14 protein-coding genes are annotated in these 17743 nt (G+C 62.2%); all 14 read left to right on the top strand.

All coding sequences use genetic code 11. The features are described from left to right. Nucleotides 1-17: 17 nt before the first annotated feature. On the top strand, nt 18-2165 hold the full coding sequence (locus B9A19_RS07440; RefSeq protein WP_084090155.1) for a type VI secretion system Vgr family protein: 2148 nt from the start codon (nt 18-20) through the stop codon (nt 2163-2165). A 15-nt stretch (nt 2166-2180) separates the two neighbouring features. Next, complete coding sequence (locus B9A19_RS07435; RefSeq protein ID WP_084090154.1) at nt 2181-2648, top strand: hypothetical protein; 468 nt, start codon at nt 2181-2183, stop codon at nt 2646-2648. Nucleotides 2649-2653: 5 nt separating this feature from the next. Next, nucleotides 2654-3199, top strand: a complete 546-nt coding sequence (locus B9A19_RS07430) for a DUF6931 family protein (protein ID WP_084090153.1) — start codon at nt 2654-2656, stop codon at nt 3197-3199. A 13-nt stretch (nt 3200-3212) separates the two neighbouring features. Beyond that, nucleotides 3213-3515, top strand: a complete 303-nt coding sequence (locus tag B9A19_RS07425) for a PAAR domain-containing protein (RefSeq protein ID WP_084090152.1) — start codon at nt 3213-3215, stop codon at nt 3513-3515. A gap of 76 nt (nt 3516-3591) precedes the next feature. Beyond that, a complete protein-coding gene (locus B9A19_RS07420; protein WP_084090151.1) occupies nt 3592-4092 on the top strand; it encodes a hypothetical protein in 501 nt (166 codons plus the stop codon). Between the two features lie 178 nt (nt 4093-4270). Further along, nucleotides 4271-4807 carry a hypothetical protein gene (locus B9A19_RS07415; RefSeq protein WP_084090150.1) on the top strand — a complete coding sequence of 179 codons (537 nt, stop codon included), beginning with the start codon at nt 4271-4273 and terminating at the stop codon, nt 4805-4807. Nucleotides 4808-4834: 27 nt separating this feature from the next. Then, the gene (tssA, locus tag B9A19_RS07410; RefSeq protein WP_084090149.1) at nt 4835-5920 is read left to right on the top strand and encodes a type VI secretion system protein TssA; all 1086 of its coding nucleotides are present in this window, start codon (nt 4835-4837) and stop codon (nt 5918-5920) included. Nucleotides 5921-5930: 10 nt separating this feature from the next. Continuing rightward, entirely contained in the window at nt 5931-6614 is a 684-nt protein-coding gene (locus tag B9A19_RS07405) for a type VI secretion lipoprotein TssJ (protein ID WP_176216832.1), read from the top strand. Between the two features lie 89 nt (nt 6615-6703). Then, entirely contained in the window at nt 6704-8092 is a 1389-nt protein-coding gene (gene tssK, locus B9A19_RS07400; RefSeq protein WP_084090147.1) for a type VI secretion system baseplate subunit TssK, read from the top strand. Continuing rightward, nucleotides 8089-8745 (top strand): DotU family type IV/VI secretion system protein, encoded by a 657-nt coding sequence (locus B9A19_RS07395; RefSeq protein WP_084090146.1) that lies wholly within the window; start codon nt 8089-8091, stop codon nt 8743-8745. The genes tssK and B9A19_RS07395 overlap by 4 nt, the downstream gene beginning before the upstream one ends. Beyond that, the gene (locus B9A19_RS07390) at nt 8742-12956 is read left to right on the top strand and encodes a type VI secretion protein IcmF/TssM N-terminal domain-containing protein (RefSeq protein WP_084090145.1); all 4215 of its coding nucleotides are present in this window, start codon (nt 8742-8744) and stop codon (nt 12954-12956) included. Before B9A19_RS07395 ends, B9A19_RS07390 begins: the two co-directional genes overlap by 4 nt. Before the next feature lie 73 nt (nt 12957-13029). After that, nucleotides 13030-13413 carry a nuclear transport factor 2 family protein gene (locus tag B9A19_RS07385; RefSeq protein WP_139798711.1) on the top strand — a complete coding sequence of 128 codons (384 nt, stop codon included), beginning with the start codon at nt 13030-13032 and terminating at the stop codon, nt 13411-13413. Between the two features lie 226 nt (nt 13414-13639). Beyond that, nucleotides 13640-16666 (top strand): PAS domain S-box protein, encoded by a 3027-nt coding sequence (locus B9A19_RS07380; protein WP_139798710.1) that lies wholly within the window; start codon nt 13640-13642, stop codon nt 16664-16666. Next, nucleotides 16663-17679, top strand: coding sequence for a response regulator (locus B9A19_RS07375; RefSeq protein WP_084090142.1), 1017 nt, complete (start codon nt 16663-16665; stop codon nt 17677-17679). Before B9A19_RS07380 ends, B9A19_RS07375 begins: the two co-directional genes overlap by 4 nt. Nucleotides 17680-17743 lie beyond the last annotated feature (64 nt).

The following is a 17743-nucleotide window of genomic DNA, read 5'->3' as shown; positions in this document are numbered from 1 at the left end:
TCGGCGAGTGGATAGATATGACGGTTGATTCAGAACAACGCTTGCTGGCGTTGACCACCCCGTTGGGCGAGGATGTGCTGCTGGTCGATCACGTGGCCGGTGAAGAGCGCGTGTCCGGCCTGTATTCGTTTACGCTGGACGTGGTGTCGGAAACCGAAGACCTCGATTTCAGCAAGGTGGTCGGCAAGACTGCAACCCTGCGCATCAAGCTGCCCGATGACAGCAATCGCTACTGGCACGGCCATATCGGCCGCTTTGCGCAGGTGGGCAGCGAGGATGCACGCTATCGCTACCGTGCCGAGCTGCTGCCCTGGTTGTGGTTTCTGCAGCACACGGCCGACAGCCGGATTTTTCAGGATCTGTCGGTGCCGGACATTCTGGAAAAGGTGTTCAAGGGGCGCGGCTTCAACGATTTCCGCAAGTCACTGTCCAAAACCTACAATCCGCGCACCTATTGCGTGCAGTACCGCGAATCGGATTTCGATTTTGTCAGCCGGCTGATGGAAGAAGAAGGCATCTTCTATTACTTCGAGCATGCCGAGGACAAGCACACGCTGGTGCTGGCCGACGCCAGCTCGGCCATCGCCGCCTGCCCGGTCAAATCGAGCATTCCCTATCGCCCCAAGGCCGGTGCCAATGAGGGCGATGATATTTTCTCCTGGCTGCAGTCGCAGACGGTGGTGCCGGGCAAGGTCAGCCTGCGCGACTACAACTTTGAAACGCCCAGCACCGACCTGACCGCATCCAGCCCGACCGTGGCCAAAGTGGCCAAGCAGGACAGCCTGGAGCTGTACGACTACCCGGGTAACTATCTGCAGGCCAGCGGCGGTGAAAACTATGCGCAGGTCCGCATGCAGGAGTGGGAGGCGCGCCAGGTCCGCATTGATGGTGGCGGCGACTGCCGTACCCTGGCGCCAGGCTATTCATTCACGCTGAAAGAGCATTTCCGTACCGACTACGACGGCGATTATCTGCTGCTGTCGGTGCGCCATGACATCAGCAACAACCTGCCGTGGAAGGATGGCGACGGGCATTACGAAAACCGTTTTGTCTGCCAGCCCAAGGCCACCGTGTATCGGCCGCCGCGCATCACGCCGCAACCGGTCGTGCATGGCGCGCAGACCGCTGTGGTGGTCGGCCCGGCCGGCGAGGAAATCTATACCGACAAATATGGCCGTATCAAGGTGCAGTTCCCGTGGGACCGGCTGGGCAAGAACGATGACAAGAGTTCGTGCTGGGTGCGCGTGTCGCAGGGCTGGGCCGGGCTGAACTGGGGCGCGATGCATATTCCCCGCGTCGGTCAGGAAGTCATCGTCGATTTTCTGGAGGGCAGCCCGGATCAGCCCATCGTGACCGGCCGGGTGTATAACGGCGAGAAAATGCCGCCCTACGAGCTGCCGACCAACAAGACGCAAAGCGGCATCAAGAGCCGCAGCTCGGCCAGTGGCACCGCCGAGAATTTCAACGAGCTGCGCTTCGAGGACAAGAAGGGCTCGGAAGACGTCTATTTCCAGGCCGAGAAGGATTTTCACCGGCTGGTGAAGAACGATGATGACCTGCAGGTGCAGCACGATCAGACCATCACCATCAAGAACAACCGCACCGAAACCATCCAGGAAGGCAATGACACGCTGACGGTGGAAAAGGGCAATCACACCGCCGAGATCAAGGAAGGCAATGCCAGCTACACAGTGACCAAGGGCACCCGCACCGTGACGGTCGAGGGCAATGACACGCACGAGATCAAGACGGGTAACCGCACGGTGTCGGTGGATACCGGCAACGATGCGCTGACGGTAAAGAAGGGCAACCGCACCGTCGAGGTGTCGGTCGGCAATGACGAGCTGACCATCAAGGCTGGCAACCAGGTCACCAAGATCGACGCCGGCAAGGCCGAGATGGAGGCCATGCAGTCGATCGAACTCAAGGTAGGCGGCAGCAGCATCAAGATCGAGCCATCCGGCATCACCATCAGCAGTGCCAAGGTCACGGTGGATGGTTCGGGTGGCGTGACGGTGGCAGCCAGTGCGGGCGATGTGAGCGCCAGTGGCCTCAATGTCAGTTTGACCGGCCAGATTGGCGCAACGCTGAAGGGCAATGCCACTGCCGAACTGTCGGCATCCGGCCAGACGACCGTCAAGGGCGGTATCGTGATGATCAACTAAGGCCCGGATACTGTCATGAATACACCCGTCAATCCCTACGCAGCCCCCGCCAGCGACCTCAATACCGGTCTGGCGCCGTTGCAGTTTCCCGAGCTGGATTACAAGACGCTGCGCCGCTTGCGCAATGACTCGCTGCAAATCCGCTCGTTTGGTGCGCTGATGGTGCTGACCCTGGTGGTCAGCGGTGTGGTCAGCCTGTTGTTGCTTGGCGATGCCGTCGGTTGGTGGCGCTATTACCCGATCGTGCCGGTCATTGCCGCGCTGGCTGCCTATGCCTGCCTGTGGCGGCCTACCTGGGGGCGCTGGGTGCTGGCGGCAACGGCCGTGCTCGTATTGCCGGCCATCCCGATCGGTACGGCGGCCGGCATTCTTGGTCTGGTGTCATTGCGCAGCGCATCGAAGTTGTTTGGCGCCGATGCTTATCCCAACAGCGAGCTGGATAGCGAGTTCCGCTATCGCCGCAAACACAAGATCCGCGGGTAAATACCATGCCGCTCGACCTTGCCCAGCCCGCTGCGCACTTCGCACAACGCTTTGCCATCAGCGACGAAGGCAAGACCTTGCTGGGTGGCACGCTGAGCCAGACGCTGGCGCAATTGCAGGACAAACAGCTGTGGCCGGATGCGCTGCACCTGCTGGCCTATGCACTGAACAAGCGTGATGCAGTGGCGTGGGCCTGGGCTGCAGCTAATACGGTACCGGATCAGACCGATGCGGCGCGTGCGGGTCTGCAGCATGTGCAGCAGTGGCTGCAGGCGGGCGATGAAAGCCTGCGCCTGGGGCTGTGCGCCGAGGCGCAAGCCATCGGCATGGAGCAAGCCGCGGCCAGCGTGGCACTGGCCGCATTCTGGAGTGGTGGCAGCATGGTCGAAGCTGACCAGCCCGAGCTGCTGCCGGCCGACAGCCTGTGCCACCATGCTGCAGCCTGTGCGGTACAGCTGGCGGGCAGTGTGCAGCCGGAACAGGCGGCAGAGCGCTACAAATTATGGATCAAGCTGGCGGCCGAAATTGCTGCCGGTAAACGCGTGTACTGAAAGGAGCGCATACATGGGGGCCCCAGCTGCCAGAATCACCGACATGCATACCTGCCCGATGCAGACGCCGGGCGTGCCGCCGATTCCGCACGTGGGTGGCCCCATCGTCGGCCCCAGCGTGCCCACGGTGCTGATCGGCAAGCTGCCGGCTGCCGTGCTGGGCGACAGTTGCGTGTGCGTTGGCCCGCCCGACTCCATCGTCAAGGGCAGTTCCACGGTGCTGATCGGCGGCAAGCCGGCCGCCCGCATGGGCGATACCACGGCACATGGCGGCAGCATTGTACTGGGCCTGCCTACGGTGCTGATTGGCGGCTGAACCCGCCAGATCTGCAAATACGCTGACTTGTCTGCAACGAGTGCATTTCTTGTGAAATCAGTATGGAGGTCGGATCATGCCAGAGACGCAACTGTTTGAATCAAGTAATCAGTATTCCTCGTTGCAAACGCAGGGTGGCGGCAATGTGATTGCCAGGCAATTGGGGTGGTGTGCTGCTGCTTCGGCACTATGGTGTGCCTCCCGGATTCAGGGGGCGCCGATTGCGCAGTCCAAACCGGATATATTGCGAGCGGGTGTATTGCAAGTGCGGTATCGGTGGGATCCGGCCGGTGGCGGACAGGATGTCGTGAATCTGTTCAATGTACTGGAATGCACTGCAAACCAAGCCCAGCAAGGGGTGGGGCTGGAGCCGCTCTTGACGGCTCTGATTGCTGCGCCGGGTGTGTACCATATCAATAACGGGTTTCATGCCATGGCGGTGGATACCCGGACCACGCTCTATTTTTACGATATAGAAAGTGGTCTGTATCGTTACAGTGATGCCATAGAATGGAAAGCCGGCATACGGCGGCGTTATCAAGGGGCCAATCAGTGGGGGGCATTTGCAGTTACCTGAAACGCAGCCGCTGAGCCGGAGGATTTATTCCCGGCCATATTCATGTGCCGCGTACCGAATGCGGTCGTATGCCATGGTTTGAGTGACCGTTCGGCATGGTGTTCGGCGATTGCGTTGCCAATGCCAGCCTGCTGCTGGCTAAAGTCAGCAGGTCACTACCACGAAGAGGGGTATCACCATGTACAAGAACGCGGACGTATCCTGGGGCGGCTTTCAGCCGGTGGGCCAGACACTGGAAGAAGTGCATCAGGCCTTCAAGTACGGCAAGGCGGAAAAACGCCTGCTGCCGGCCGGCATGAAAATCTGTCGCCTGCACGGCTTCAGCCAGCTGGCGCCCGGCACGGTGGATAGCACGCTGCTGACCGCGTGGTGGTCGCCCTACGACGCCTATGACTGGGACGCCGGCATCCAGGAGCGCCGCAAGCTGGCCAGCCATTTCGGCGTCAGCACGCGCGAGTTGTCGCGCATCGTGATGGCGGTGAAGGAAGACTGGAACAGCCTGGCCTATCTGTGGGTGGCCACGCTGACCCAGCCCATCAACGTGTTTTTCGGCATCGTGGCCGGACAGGCGCGCAGCGGTGGCGGTACCATGCGCCGCGATGCCAGCGTGGAAAAGTCCGGCGGTACCTCACGGCTGGCCGGCAACAATGCCCAGTTTTACATTCCGAACCTGCTGTTCTCGGACATCCGTGATTCGCAGTTTCTTCCTCTTTGAACCGTACGCCTTAATCTGAATAGCCGCATGCCGATTCTTGACCTTGATGCACTGCTAGCCCCGATCAGCGATAGCGCGCCCTCCGGCGCCGATATTGCCTACGAACCCATCGTCGATGAAATCAAGGAGGCGCGCCGCGCCGACGATGATTATCTGTCGCAAGGGGACTGGAAAACCGACATCAAGGTGGCTGACTGGCCCAAGGCCAAGAAGCTGGCTGCCGAGGCACTGAGCACGCGCAGCAAGGATTTGCAGATCACCGCCTGGTTGATCGAGGCCGTAACCAACCTGCACGGCTTCGCTGGCGCGGCTGAGGGCTTTGCGCTGCTCGACGGCCTGTTGCAGCAGTTCTGGGATACGCTGCATCCTGAAAAGGATGGCGACGATGTCGAGCTGCGCATCGGCAGGCTGGTGTGGCTGGACAACAATCTGCCACAGACCCTGCGTCGCATTCCCATGACGGGCCCGGTGGGCGAGAGCAAGGGGCATGGCTGGTCGCGCTGGCAGGAGTCGCGCGATGTCGACAATCTGGCGCGCCAGAATGAAGACCTGTTCAAGCAGGCGCTCAAGGAAGGCAAAATCGGCTCCGAGCTGTGGGATGCCGCCGTCAGCCAGACGCCGGCAGCGTTCTATCAGCAACTGCAGATCGACAGCACGGCAGCACTTGATGCGGCCAAGGCGCTGGTCAAGACGGTGGATGACAAGTTCGGCTATGACGCGCCCAGCCTCGGGCAGATCGTAGAAGCACTGGCCAATGTGGTGAAGCTGGCCACCAAGCTGGCCGGGGACAAGGGCGTGCTGCCTGCCGCCGTGAGCGAAGCCCCGGCCGAAGAAACCGTAGCCGAAGTGGCTGAGGGCGCGGCTGCCGCACCCGTGGCCGCCGTGCAAAACGTGCGTGCCGGCCCGCCGACCACGCGCGAGGAAGCACTGCGCCGCCTGCATGAAATCGCCGAGTTTTATCGTGGCGCCGAGCCGCACAGCCCGGTGACCTATTTGCTGGAAAAAGCCACGCGCTGGGGCACCATGCGGCTGGATGAATGGATACGTGAAGTGGTGCGTGACGACAGCACCCGCCGCAACCTGAAAGAAATGCTCGGCTACAGCGAAGAATAAGATGCCGGGTATGCCGCTTTTGCCCATGACCACGGTATTATTACGCCCGCTAGCCATCGCCTTGCTGTGTGGTGCGCTGGCGCTGACGTCGGGCTGCTCCAGCATCAACAAGGCACTGGGCGGTAACAGTGCCAAGGATGCGCTGGCGCAAACCAGCTGGGATTACGGTGCCGGTGGCATCGTGGTCAAGGCCGATACCGATGCTGCGCTCAATCGTTACGACGGCGAAGCCCACACCCTGGTGCTGGCGGTGATCCAGACGGCCGAGGCCGCTGCGTTCTACCAGTTGCTGGATAACGCCGACCAACTGGGCAAGCTGCTGCAAGGCGACCGGCCCGGCGCGGGCATTCTGCAGGTCAGCCGCTATGCAATCGAGCCCAACCGGCAGGCGCGCATCGTGCTGGACCGCACGCAGGGCGCTAAGTTTGTCGGCATCGTGGCAGCGTATTACGGTGTTGCACCGGCCGGCACGGCGCGTTTGTTCAACCTGCCGGTCGAGGTCGAAAAGAGCGGCATCGTGGTCAAGGATTACAGCGCGCGCCCCGGCGTGGCCGAGTTACGGCTGAAACTGGGGCCGGAGGACATTGCCAATGCGGCAATTGCCGCCGTCGAGCCAGAACTGCCCAAGGATGGCGAGGAAGTGCGCCCCATGGTGTCAGGGGCGGTCAAGCTCAATGATTTGAGCAAGTATTGAGCGAGCGAGCCGCCTGATACACGGCGCAGTCATCTCGCCGTGGTAAGAGCAGTACCGGTATAACAAGAACGCGCCAAAGGCGGAGAAGCATGGAAATCAAGAAACCGATTTACTGGCATCAGGGTTTGTTCCTGCAGCCGCAGCATTTCCAGCTGACCGATCTGCACGCCCGTTTCCGGCTCAAGCCGTTTCTGGAAGTCGGCCTGCCTTATTTCTGGGGCATAGGCGAACTCAACGTAGCCGATTCTGCGCTGGCTACCGGCGTATTCGAAGTGATTGCCTCGCACGTGCTGTTCAAGGACGGCACTTATCTCGAATACCCCGGCAATGCCGTGCTCAAGCCGCGTTCGTTTGCTGCTGCGTGGAAAGACCCCAACAAGCCGTTCCCGGTGTATTTCGGCATCAAGAAGCTCAGCCTGTCCGAGCCCAATGTCACCGTGGTGCGCGATCTGCAGGATGGCGCCGACCTCAACACCCGTTGCGTGACCACGCACGAGGCCGAAGAATTCCGCGACATCCATTCCGATGGCCCGGTGGCCGAGGTCAAGAGCCTCAACTACGTCATTCGCATCCTGTGGGAAGACGAGCTGGAAAAGCTCACCGATTACGAAGTGATCCCGGTGGCAGTGCTGGAGCGCAATGGCGATGCCATTCGCCTGTCGCCGCGCTTCATTCCGCCCAGCTATACGCTGGGTGGCGCGCCGGCGCTGTTCAATCTGGTGAAGGAAATCCGCGACGACGTATCCGGCCGTGCCCACCAGCTTGAGCAGTACAAAAGCCCGCGCGAAATGCAGAAGGCCGAGTTCGACGCCAGCTATATGGTGTTCCTGCTGGCGCTGCGTACGCTCAACCGCTACACGCCGCTGCTGCACCACTATATCGAATCGCCGCAGGCGCACCCGTGGGATGTCTATGGTGTGCTGCGCCAGATGGTGGGCGAGCTGTCGTCGTTCTCCGAGCGCTGCAACATGCTGGGCGAGTTTGCCGACGGCACGCTGGCGCTGCCGCCGTACGAACACCACGATCTGGGCCACTGCCTGTTTGCCGCGCAAAGCCTGATCAGCCAGTTGCTGAACGAAATCTCGGTCGGCCCCGAGTTCCTTGTGTTCCTCGAGCCACGCGACGGTTATCTGGGCGCCGATCTGCCCAAGCAGTTCTTTGCCGGCCGCAACCGCTTCTATCTGGTGCTGCGCAGCGAATCCGAGCCGGATGCGCTGGTGGATTCCTTCCAGACCTCGGCCAAGCTGGCCGCCATTGACGACCTGCCGACGCTGGTGCGCCGTGCCTTGCCGGGCGTGGAACTCATGCACATGCCGGTGGCACCGCAAGGCTTGCCGCGCCGCGCATACTCGTTCTATTTCCGCGTCGAGACCGTGTCCGAATCGTGGGAGCAGGTCGAGAAGGACGGCAATATCGCGCTCGACTGGCCGGATGCCCCGGCCGACCTGAAGGCTGAACTGGTGGTGCTGCGCCGATGAGATTGTCCGACGCTTTCGTCAAGCCGCTGGCCTATACGCGGCTGTTCCTCAACGCGCCGGATGCCGATGAGGCAGCGTTCCGCCAGCGCATCGAGCAGCAATTGTCCGAGGCGCGCCTGGCCGCGACCGACAGTGGCGCCGAACGCAGCGATATCGAAAATGCCATGTTTGCCGCCGTCGCCTGGATCGACGAGACGGTGATGTGCTCGGAGTGGGAGGGGGCCGATTTGTGGCGCCGTCGGCCGCTGCAGAAAACCTATTTCAACACCACCAAGGCCGGTGTCGAGTTCTTCTCCCGGCTGGAAACGCTGCGTAACGAAGAGGTTGCCGTGCGCGAGGTGTTCTTCCTGTGCCTGTCGCTGGGCTTCAAGGGGCGTTATTCGGCCGACGGCGGCCGTTTCCTGCTGGATGAAATCAAGGCGCGCGAACTCAAGCTGCTGCTGGGCCGCGATGCGGCGCTGGAGAGCGACTTCGTGCTGTTCCCGGAAGCCTATGCACAGATCGTGGCGGCGCCGGCCAAAAAGCGCTGGCGGCTGACGCGTAGCACCCTGCTGTGGGGTGGCATACCGCTGTTGGTGCTGACCATCCTCTATACCGTGTTTGCCTTTGTGCTCAGCAACCAGGTCAACGATTTCCTCCGGCTGGTGCAATGAAAAAAGTCCTCGTCTTTCTTTTCTGGCTGGCGGTGCTCATCCTGCTCGCTGCGGCGTGCTGGGGTGTGGCGCTGTGGAATGACTGGCCGGCGTGGGGCGCGCTGTTCCTGTTCTTCGGCATCATTGGCCTGTGGTTCCTGGGCAAACTGATCTGGCGCCTGATTGGCGGCTGGCGCGAGCGCAGCCGCACGGCCACGCCGGTCGAGAAGCCCGAACCGGTGGTCAGCGCCGAATCGGCGCTCAAGGCCAAGTGGAAGGAAGCGATTGCGCTGCTGCGCCGCTCCAACTTGCGCCGGCTGGGTAACCCGCTTTATGTGCTGCCGTGGTACATGGTCATCGGCCGTTCCGGCTCGGGCAAGACCACCGCGCTGACGCGCGCGCGGCTGTCGTCGCCGCTGAAGAAGGTCAGCGCCACCGCGCAGGTGGAAACCACGCTCAATGTTGACTGGTGGTACTTCGACAAGGCCGTCGTGCTCGACACTGCCGGCCGCTACATCGCGCCGGAAGAGGTCGATGGCGACCGCAAGGAATGGGACAAGATGCTCGACTTCCTCGGCCATTACCGGTCGAAGGAAGGCTTGAACGGGCTGGTGCTCACCATCCAGGCCGACCGCTTGCTGGACCCGGAAGCCGACGCACTGGCCGAGGAAGGCCGCGTGATCCGCATGCGCATCGAGCAGTTGATCCGCCTGTTCGACAAGCGCTTCCCGGTCTATGTGCTGGTCACCAAGTGCGACCAGCTCTACGGCATGGAAACCTGGAGCCAGTTGCTGCCCGAGGGCATGCTCGACCAGGCCATGGGCTATGTCGGCACCGAGGCCATGCTGGGCAAGCTGGATGAAGCCGGCTTTGTCGATGCCGCGTTCGACCATGTCGGTGCGCGCCTCAAGCGGCTGCAGCTGGCCATCATGCAGCGGCTGGACAGTGCCGACCCGGGTCTGCTGCTGTTCCCGAGCGAGTTTGCGCGCCTGCAAGGCTCGCTCAAGACCTTTTTGCGCCATGCGCTGGGCGACAGCCCGTATCTGGAAGAACCCTTCCTGCGCGGCGTGTTCTTCAGCAGCGGCTTGCAGCAGGGCGGGGCGATGTCCTCCCTGCTCAAGGATATTGCGCCGCGCGAACCCGAGCATGCGCCGGCCTACAAGGGCATGTTCCTGCATGACCTGTTTGATCGCGTGCTGCCGGCCGACCGCTATCTGCTGCGCCCGGCCGCACTGGTCAACCACTGGCGGCGCGCCACGCGCCACCTGGGGCTGACCACCTGGCTGCTGTTCAATGTGGCGGTGCTGAGCTATCTGGTGTTCTCGTTTGCCCACAGCACCAATACCTTGAGCCAGATGCGCGATATGTATCCGGAAAAGCTGGTGCTGACCGGGCAGCTCAAGCACGACGTGGAGTCGCTGGAGAAATTCCGTGGCTTTGCCTACTGGCTGGAGCAGCGCGATGCGCGCTTTGCCTCCCGCTATCTGGCCTTCGACGGCAAGGTGGTCGAGGTCGAGGGCAAGATCAAGGCCAACTACGTCGCCAAGTTCCGCAAATACATCCTGCCGGGGTTGGATGAGGCATTCAGCAACAAGGTGAATGCGCTGGTGCGCATGGGGCAGTCCGAACAGCTGGCCGACTATATCCAGACGCTGGTACGCCGTATCAATCTGGTGCAGGCGCGTCTGAACGACGCCAACCACGAAGACCTGCGCAAGATGCCGGCACTGTCGGGCAGCGTATTGTTCGAGATGGACCCGAACATGTCGCCCGAGGCTGCCAGCCACTTCAACGACATGTATGTGGCCTTGCTGGCCTGGCAGCCGAATGATTTGTTCCGCCAGCAACGGTTGGCGGCGCTGCGCAATGACCTGAACCAGATTGCACTCAACAGCGATGATCTGCAGTGGATTGTGGACTGGACCGATGCACAGTCCGATCTGAAGAAGGTGCAGCTGGCCGACTTCTGGCGCGGCACGCGCAAGGTGGCAGGCAGCCCGGAGATTTCGCCCGCGTTCACGCGTGACGGCAAGGCCCGCATTGACGCCTTCATGGCCGAAGTGCGCAAGAGCGCGCCCAACCCGGCCACGTTCGACGAGAAGCTGGCCCATTTCAACCAGTGGTACGAGCAGGAAAAGCTGCGTGCCTGGCGCGACTTTGCGTGGAACTTCCCGCAGGGCGAAGACCTGCTCAATGGCGAGAACGAATGGCGCGGCGCCGTGGTGCGCCTGACCGGCAACGAGAGCGCCTACAACCAGTTGATGAACCGGTTGGTGAGCGAGTTCAAGGATGCCGATGCGACCAAGCTGCCGTCGTGGCTGCAGCTCAACCTGCGGCTGTTCTCGGTGCGCAACCGCTCCACCCAGCAGGCGGCCATCAAGGCGCCGGGTGCGATCAACGACATCGGCGGCAAGCTGCTCAAGAGCATAGGCTCGGGTGGTTCGGTGGGCAACGCCAAGGCCGAGCTGGATGCGCAGTTCGCCGCGATGAACGTGTATCAGGGCTATAGCGCGGCGCTGGCCAAGGCCGTGAACGACAGCACGGTTGCTGCAGCCAAGGCCACGCAGACTGCGGCCGACTTCCACAGCTTCGACAACGATCCTGCCGTGAAGTCCAGCCTGCAGGATGCCTATGCCAAGCTGGCCGAGCTGCGCCGCACGCTGGGCGGCGCACAGGCTGAGGATCAGGTGGCTTGGGGCTTGCTGGCTGGCCCGTTGCAACTGGCGGTGCGCTATGCCGATACGCAGGCATCGTGCGTGTTGCAAAAGGAGTGGGAGTCCAAGGTCATGTGGCCGATGCAGTCGGCAGCCGGCATGCCGGAAATGCTCGACCAGCTCTATGGCGACAACGGCACCGTATGGGCCTTCCTGAATGGCCCGGCCAAGCCCTTCGTCCGTCGTGGCTCGGAAGCGTATGACTCAGTGCAGACACTGGGTCAGTCCGTGCCGTTCAATGCCGACTTCCTGCCCTTCATCAATGGCGCAGTGGGCCAGCAGGTGGGGCAGAAGGTGGCCAAGCAGCAGCAGGTGAATGCCGACAAGCGCGCCGAGCTGGATATACAGCAGCAAAAGCAGGCGCTGCAGGAACAGGAAAAGCAGGCCGAGGCCCGCGCGGCCGATCTGAAGAAGACGGCAGACAACTTGCGCCTGGGCGCTTACCCGATCAAGGTAACGGGCCTGCCGACCGGCGTGAACGATGGCGCCAAGGCCAATGTGATCGGCACGCTGCTGACCGTGCAGTGTGCCAGTGCGCCGTTCAACCTCAACAACCTGAACTTCTCGGTGTCCGAGGCGTTCTACTGGTCGCAGCAGACCTGCGGCGATACCACGCTGAAGATCCGCCTGCCGTCGTTCACCATCACGCGCAAATACAGCGGGCCGCAGGGCTTCGTCGCCTTCCTGCAGGAGTTCCAGAACGGTGCGCGCGTGTTTGATGCCAGTGAATTCCCCACCGACAAGGCGCGGCTGGATGCGGTCAACGTCAGGCAGATCACCGTGCGCTACCAGTTCAGCGGTGAAGAACTGGCGCTGAAGAACGTGCGCCAGCTGGCCACGGTGGAAGAAGAAGCCGCCAAGGCATTGCAGCAGAAGCAAGAGGCAAAGGCGGCACTCAACACGCTGGATCAGCAGGCTTTCCAGAGCAAGATGCAGGGCTTGTCGCCGAATGCCGCGCCGCTGTCGGTGCAGCTGCCGGGCCGCATCGGCCAGTGCTGGAACCCGGATGCCAAGCTGCGCACACCGGAAAAACCACCCCGCAAGGTGATCGACGAACTGGTGAACGCCGCGCTGGCCTCGGCCCCGGTGGCCAAGCCAGTGCCGACGCCAGCACCGGTGGTGGCACCCACACCCGTGCCACAGCGCAGCGGCCATCTGGTGACTGGCCCGGTGCCGGATCAACTGGTCGCCTTGAAGGCTGCCTATGCCGGCGCAGAGCGCTGGCTGCCGGGTGATGGCCGCTTCACGTTGCAAATCTGGCTGGCTGACAGCCAGGGCGCGGCCGAAACGGCGCTCAAGCGCTTGGGGGCCGAGCTGGGCGCCGACAAGCTGATCGCCTATCCCACGGTGGCCTATGGCAAATCGGTGATCGCCATCGCCTATGGCGACCTGGCCAATGGCAGTGATGCGGCCAAGGCACGCAGCAGCCTCTCCAGCACGCTGCTATCACATGGACCGATGACGCGCACCAGCCACGGCATCCGTGCCGAGCTGGTGCAGCAAAAGCTTTATCAGTAATTACCTGCCACCGTCAGCCCGGATGCTGGCGGTGGCAGGGCTTACCCTTCCGGACCCCACAGGAGGCCGTGGCATGCCACAAGCCGAAGCGGAAATCGCCGAACTGGAAATACAGTTGCGCGACGCCATGCTGCATAGCGACGTGGCTACTCTGGATCGCCTGATCGCGCCGGAGTTGATGTTTACCGATCACTTCGGCCGCGTGCTCGGTAAAGCCGATGATCTGGCGCTGCACTGCAACGGCACGCTGCGCTTCAGCCAGCTGGTGCCGAGCGAGCAGCAGATCATGCTGCGCGGCGACGCGGCGCTGGTGACAGTGCGCATGCATACCGTTGGCAGCTTTGCCGATGCACCGTTCGACAGCGATCTGCGCTACACCCGCATCTGGCATCGCGGGCCGGCGGGCTGGCAACTGGTGGGCGGGCATATCAGCGCCATCCAGCAGCTGCCGGGCTGATTGTCATTTCGGCTTCAATGCCAGACCACCACTTTCACCCCCAAGCCGCCTTGCCATGACCACGACGACCTCGCAATAGCGGGGAGACAAACGTGTGCGGTGGGATGAACGCTTGGCGTGCTTGCTGGCTTGCGGCCGGGTTGGTTGCAAATGGCTTTCGCTTGGCTTGACCAAAAGCTGTTTATTGACTGTGATAAGTAGCAGGCAAGCTGTCGCGGAGTAAACGGTGAAAGCAACGAGCCGTTCCATTGTAAGCGCAGTGGGCATCATCACCATCGATGAAATGGGCTTGATCCGCTCGTTTGACGCGGTATCCGAACGCATATTCGGTTATCGGCAGGACGAGGTGGCAGGCTGCAACGTATCGATGCTGATGCCGCAGCCCTATCATGACGAACATGATGGCTATCTGGCTCGTTACCGGGGCGAGGGGGCGCCACGCATCATTGGCCGCGGGCGAGAGGTGGTCGGGCGGCACAAGAATGGCGATGATTTTCCGGTCTGGCTGGCCGTGAACGAGGTACGGCTGGGTAACGAGCGCGTGTTCGTGGGTTCCATCGTCGAGCTGACCGAGCAAAAGAGCATCGAGTCCGATCTGGCACAAAGCCAGGAAACCACGCGGGCCATTCTGGATACCGCGATCAATCCCATCATCACCATTGATGCACGCGGCCTCATCTGTTCGTTCAATCCAGCGGCGGAAAAGCTGTTCGGCTACCGCAGCGATGAGGTGCTGGGGCAGAACATCAAGATCATGATGCCGCAGCCCTACCATGCCGAGCACGATGGTTATTTGTCGCGCTACCTGAGCGAGGGCAATCCGCACGTGATCGGCAAGGGGCGCGAGGTGGTGGGGCGCAAGAAGGATGGCACCACTTTTCCCATGCATCTGTCGGTCGGTCGCATGGACATTGCCGGCGAGCCGCGTTTCGTCGGCATCATCGTCGATATCAGCGAGCGCAAGGCGGGTGAGCTGGAACTGGCGCGCAGCCTGGAAACGACGCGTGCCATCCTGGCCACGGCCATCAACCCCATCATCACCATCGATGCCGTCGGCCAGGTCAGCTCGTTCAACCCGGCGGCCGAGACGTTGTTCGGCTATGCGCGCGAAGAGGTGCTGGGGCAGAACGTCAAGCTCATCATGCCCGAGCCATATCGCGCCGAGCATGATGGCTATCTGGCGCGCTATCTGCGCGAGGGGCATCCGCACGTGATCGGCAAGGGGCGCGAGGTAGTGGGACGCAGGAAGGATGGCGCCACCTTCCCCATGCACCTGTCGGTCGGGCGCATGGAGGTGGGCGGCGAGCCGATGTTCGTCGGCATCATCGTCGACATCAGCGAGCGCAAGGCGGCCGAGGCCGAGTTGCTGCAGCATCGCGACCGGCTGGCCGACATGGTGGCCAGCGCGACTTCCGAGCTGCAGCATGCCAAGGAGGATGCCGAGGCGGGCGCGCGGGCCAAATCCGCCTTCCTGGCCAATATGAGCCATGAAATCCGCACGCCGATGAATGCCATCATCGGCTTTGCCGAAGTGGTGCTGCAGGATCAGGCGCTGAGCGAGGCCACGCGCAGCCATGTGCGCACCATCCTGCGTTCGTCGCGCTCGCTGCTGGGCATCATCAATGACGTACTCGATATCTCCAAGCTGGAAAGCGGCAAGTTCATGCTGGAGACTATTCCGTTTCACCTGCCCAATGTGCTGCGCGACGTGATGCACACCATCGATCACCAACTGGCTGAAAAGGGCCTGAGCTTTGACTGCCGGATTGCAGACGAGGTACCGGTGCGCGTGGTCGGAGACCCGACCCGGCTGCGGCAGATTCTGCTCAATCTGCTGGGCAATGCGATCAAGTTCACCGAGCAGGGGGGCGTGGTGCTGAGCGTGCAGCAGGGCGGGCAGGCCGACCTGCTGCAGTTCTCGATCTGCGATACCGGCATCGGCATGTCCGAGCAGCAACTGGCCAAGGTGTTCGATGCCTTTTCGCAGGCAGATGCCAGCACCACGCGCACCTTTGGCGGCACCGGGCTGGGCACCACCATCAGCAAGCAGCTGGTCGAACAGATGAACGGGCACATCTGGGCCGAAAGCGTCTGGAAGCAGGGCTCCACCTTTCATTTCAGCGCCGAGCTTCCACCGGCCGACCCGCAGCAGCGCTGCTTCAACGAGGACGAAATGCAGGCGGGCGAGGACTATGTATCGCCGCGCCTGTTCAATGTGCTGCTGGCCGAGGACCTGGAAACCAATGCCTCGCTGGCCATATTGCGCCTGACGCAACAGGGGCACCGGGTCGACTGGGTCAAGAATGGTCGTGAAGCGGTGCAGGCGGTGCAGCGCGGTGGCTACGATCTGGTGCTGATGGATGTGATGATGCCGGAAATGGACGGGCTGGAGGCCACGCGGCGCATCCGGGCGCATGAAACAAACGGCGGGCGGCCAGCCATTCCCATCGTGGCACTGACGGCCAGCGTGCTGCGCGAGGACAATCTGCGCTGCATGGCCGCCGGTGTGAGCGCCGTGGAAGGCAAACCCATCGACTTCAATACGCTGTTTCGCACCATGGAGGAAGTCGTGGCGGCCGGGCGCGGCATGAATGCGGGGCACCAGGCGCTGCAGCAGGCACCCCAAGAGGCCAGCACGACGGTGCAGCTTGACGCGCTGCAGGGGGTGGCCAATATCGGCAAGGCGCTGTCGATGTGGAAGAACCCGCATGTTTACCTGCAGACGCTGCAGCTCTTTGCCGAGCAAGAGTCCGATTGTGTCGCCAGATTGCGGGACATGCTGTTGCAGCAACCGGCTGATCTGGCCGGCGTGCATGCGCTGCTGCATGCGCTCAAGGGTGTCAGCGGCAACCTGCATCTTTCCCGCGTGTTCGAAATCGTGGTGCGCCTGGATGCGCAATCCAAGCTGCCCTCCAAGACCGGCGCGCTGCCCGTCGAGCTTGATCTGGTCGACGAGCTGGAGGTTGCCATGCTGCAGGCCCTGAGTGCCATCGGCTACTCTACCGAGCGGGAATTCTCACAGCCGAGCCAGACCGGGTTTGATGCCGCCAAGGTCAGACAGCTGTTGCAGCAACTGGAGCAGGAGCTGGAACAGCTCAACCCTGATCTGGTCGAGCCGCTGCTGCAGGACCTGACCGGCTACCTGCCGCCCGAGCATCTGGCCCCGCTGTGGAAAACCGTGCAGGTTTTCGACTTCGACGCCGCCCGTGCGCAGCTGCTGGTGCTGACCGAGCAGCTGGGATTGAGATCATGAAGAAAATCCTCATCGTCGATGATGAACCCAACAATCTGCAATTGCTGCGGCAGGTGCTGCGCAGCCATTACCAGCTATTTTTTGCCACTGACGGCCCCAGGGCATTGGCGGCGGCAGAGAAACATCTGCCCGACCTGATCCTGCTCGACATCATGATGCCGGGCATGGATGGCTACGAGGTCTGCGAACGCCTCAAGCAAATGGCAGCTACCGCCCACATCCCGGTGATCTTCATTACCGCGATGTGCGAATACGAGGATGAAGCGCGCGGTTTCGATGTCGGCGGGGTGGATTACATCCAGAAGCCGATTTCCAGCCCGGTCGTGCTGCGCCGGGTGCAAACGCACCTGTCGCTGGTGCGCGCCCGCACGCTGGAAGACAGCCAGCGCGAAACCATCTACATGATGGGCCTCGCCGGCCATTACAACGATAACGATACCGGCCTGCACATCTGGCGCATGGCCGCCTACAGCAGCCACCTGGCACGGCTGCTGGGCTGGGAGGATGAAGCGGTCGAGCGCATGGAGCTGGCGGCGCCCATGCACGATACCGGCAAGATCGGCATCCCGGACAATATCCTCAAGGCGCCGCGCCAGCTGGACGAGCACGAGTGGGACATCATGAAGACCCACGCACAGATCGGCTATCTGATCCTCAGCCGGGGGCAGTCTGCGCTGTTCAGGCTGGCGGCGGAGATCGCGCTGACCCACCATGAGCGCTGGGACGGCAGCGGTTACCCGCAGGGGCTGGCTGGCGAGGCGATACCTGTGTCCGGCCGCATCGTTGCACTGGCCGATGTGTTCGATGCCTTGACCACCAGACGCCCCTACAAGCAGGCATGGACGGTGCAGGAAGCCGTGGATGAAATCATGCTGGGGGCTGGCACGCACTTCGACCCGCATCTGGTCGAGCTGTTTCGCAGCCATCTGGATGACTTTGTTCGCATCAAGGACAGCTGGGAGGCGAAGGAGAGTCTTGAACTCACGCCGGTCACGCTGCAGCAGGCGGCCTGACCCGGCCAGTTGTCCTGCGCCGGACAGCCATGCCGCCCTTCGGTCGGCAATGGTTTGATTATAG

Origin of the sequence: Andreprevotia lacus DSM 23236 (genome assembly GCF_900176275.1) — a bacterium.
GTDB lineage: Bacteria > Pseudomonadota > Gammaproteobacteria > Burkholderiales > Chitinibacteraceae > Andreprevotia > Andreprevotia lacus.
Note: the sequence above shows the minus strand (reverse complement) of the source record. Positions and strands in the feature narration are given on the sequence as shown.

Bases quoted from the DNA above. Each gene is read 5' to 3' on its own strand.
- B9A19_RS07425 (WP_084090152.1), top strand. From the start codon at position 3,213: ATGGGGGCCCCAGCTGCCAGAATCACCGACATGCATACCTGCCCGATG.
- B9A19_RS07435 (WP_084090154.1), top strand. From the start codon at position 2,181: ATGAATACACCCGTCAATCCCTACGCAGCCCCCGCCAGCGACCTCAAT.
- tssK (WP_084090147.1), top strand. From the start codon at position 6,704: ATGGAAATCAAGAAACCGATTTACTGGCATCAGGGTTTGTTCCTGCAG.
- B9A19_RS07385 (WP_139798711.1), top strand. From the start codon at position 13,030: ATGCCACAAGCCGAAGCGGAAATCGCCGAACTGGAAATACAGTTGCGC.
- B9A19_RS07420 (WP_084090151.1), top strand. From the start codon at position 3,592: ATGCCAGAGACGCAACTGTTTGAATCAAGTAATCAGTATTCCTCGTTG.
- B9A19_RS07415 (WP_084090150.1), top strand. From the start codon at position 4,271: ATGTACAAGAACGCGGACGTATCCTGGGGCGGCTTTCAGCCGGTGGGC.
- tssA (WP_084090149.1), top strand. From the start codon at position 4,835: ATGCCGATTCTTGACCTTGATGCACTGCTAGCCCCGATCAGCGATAGC.
- B9A19_RS07375 (WP_084090142.1), top strand. From the start codon at position 16,663: ATGAAGAAAATCCTCATCGTCGATGATGAACCCAACAATCTGCAATTG.
- B9A19_RS07395 (WP_084090146.1), top strand. From the start codon at position 8,089: ATGAGATTGTCCGACGCTTTCGTCAAGCCGCTGGCCTATACGCGGCTG.
- B9A19_RS07405 (WP_176216832.1), top strand. From the start codon at position 5,931: ATGCCGCTTTTGCCCATGACCACGGTATTATTACGCCCGCTAGCCATC.
- B9A19_RS07430 (WP_084090153.1), top strand. From the start codon at position 2,654: ATGCCGCTCGACCTTGCCCAGCCCGCTGCGCACTTCGCACAACGCTTT.
- B9A19_RS07390 (WP_084090145.1), top strand. From the start codon at position 8,742: ATGAAAAAAGTCCTCGTCTTTCTTTTCTGGCTGGCGGTGCTCATCCTG.
- B9A19_RS07440 (WP_084090155.1), top strand. From the start codon at position 18: ATGACGGTTGATTCAGAACAACGCTTGCTGGCGTTGACCACCCCGTTG.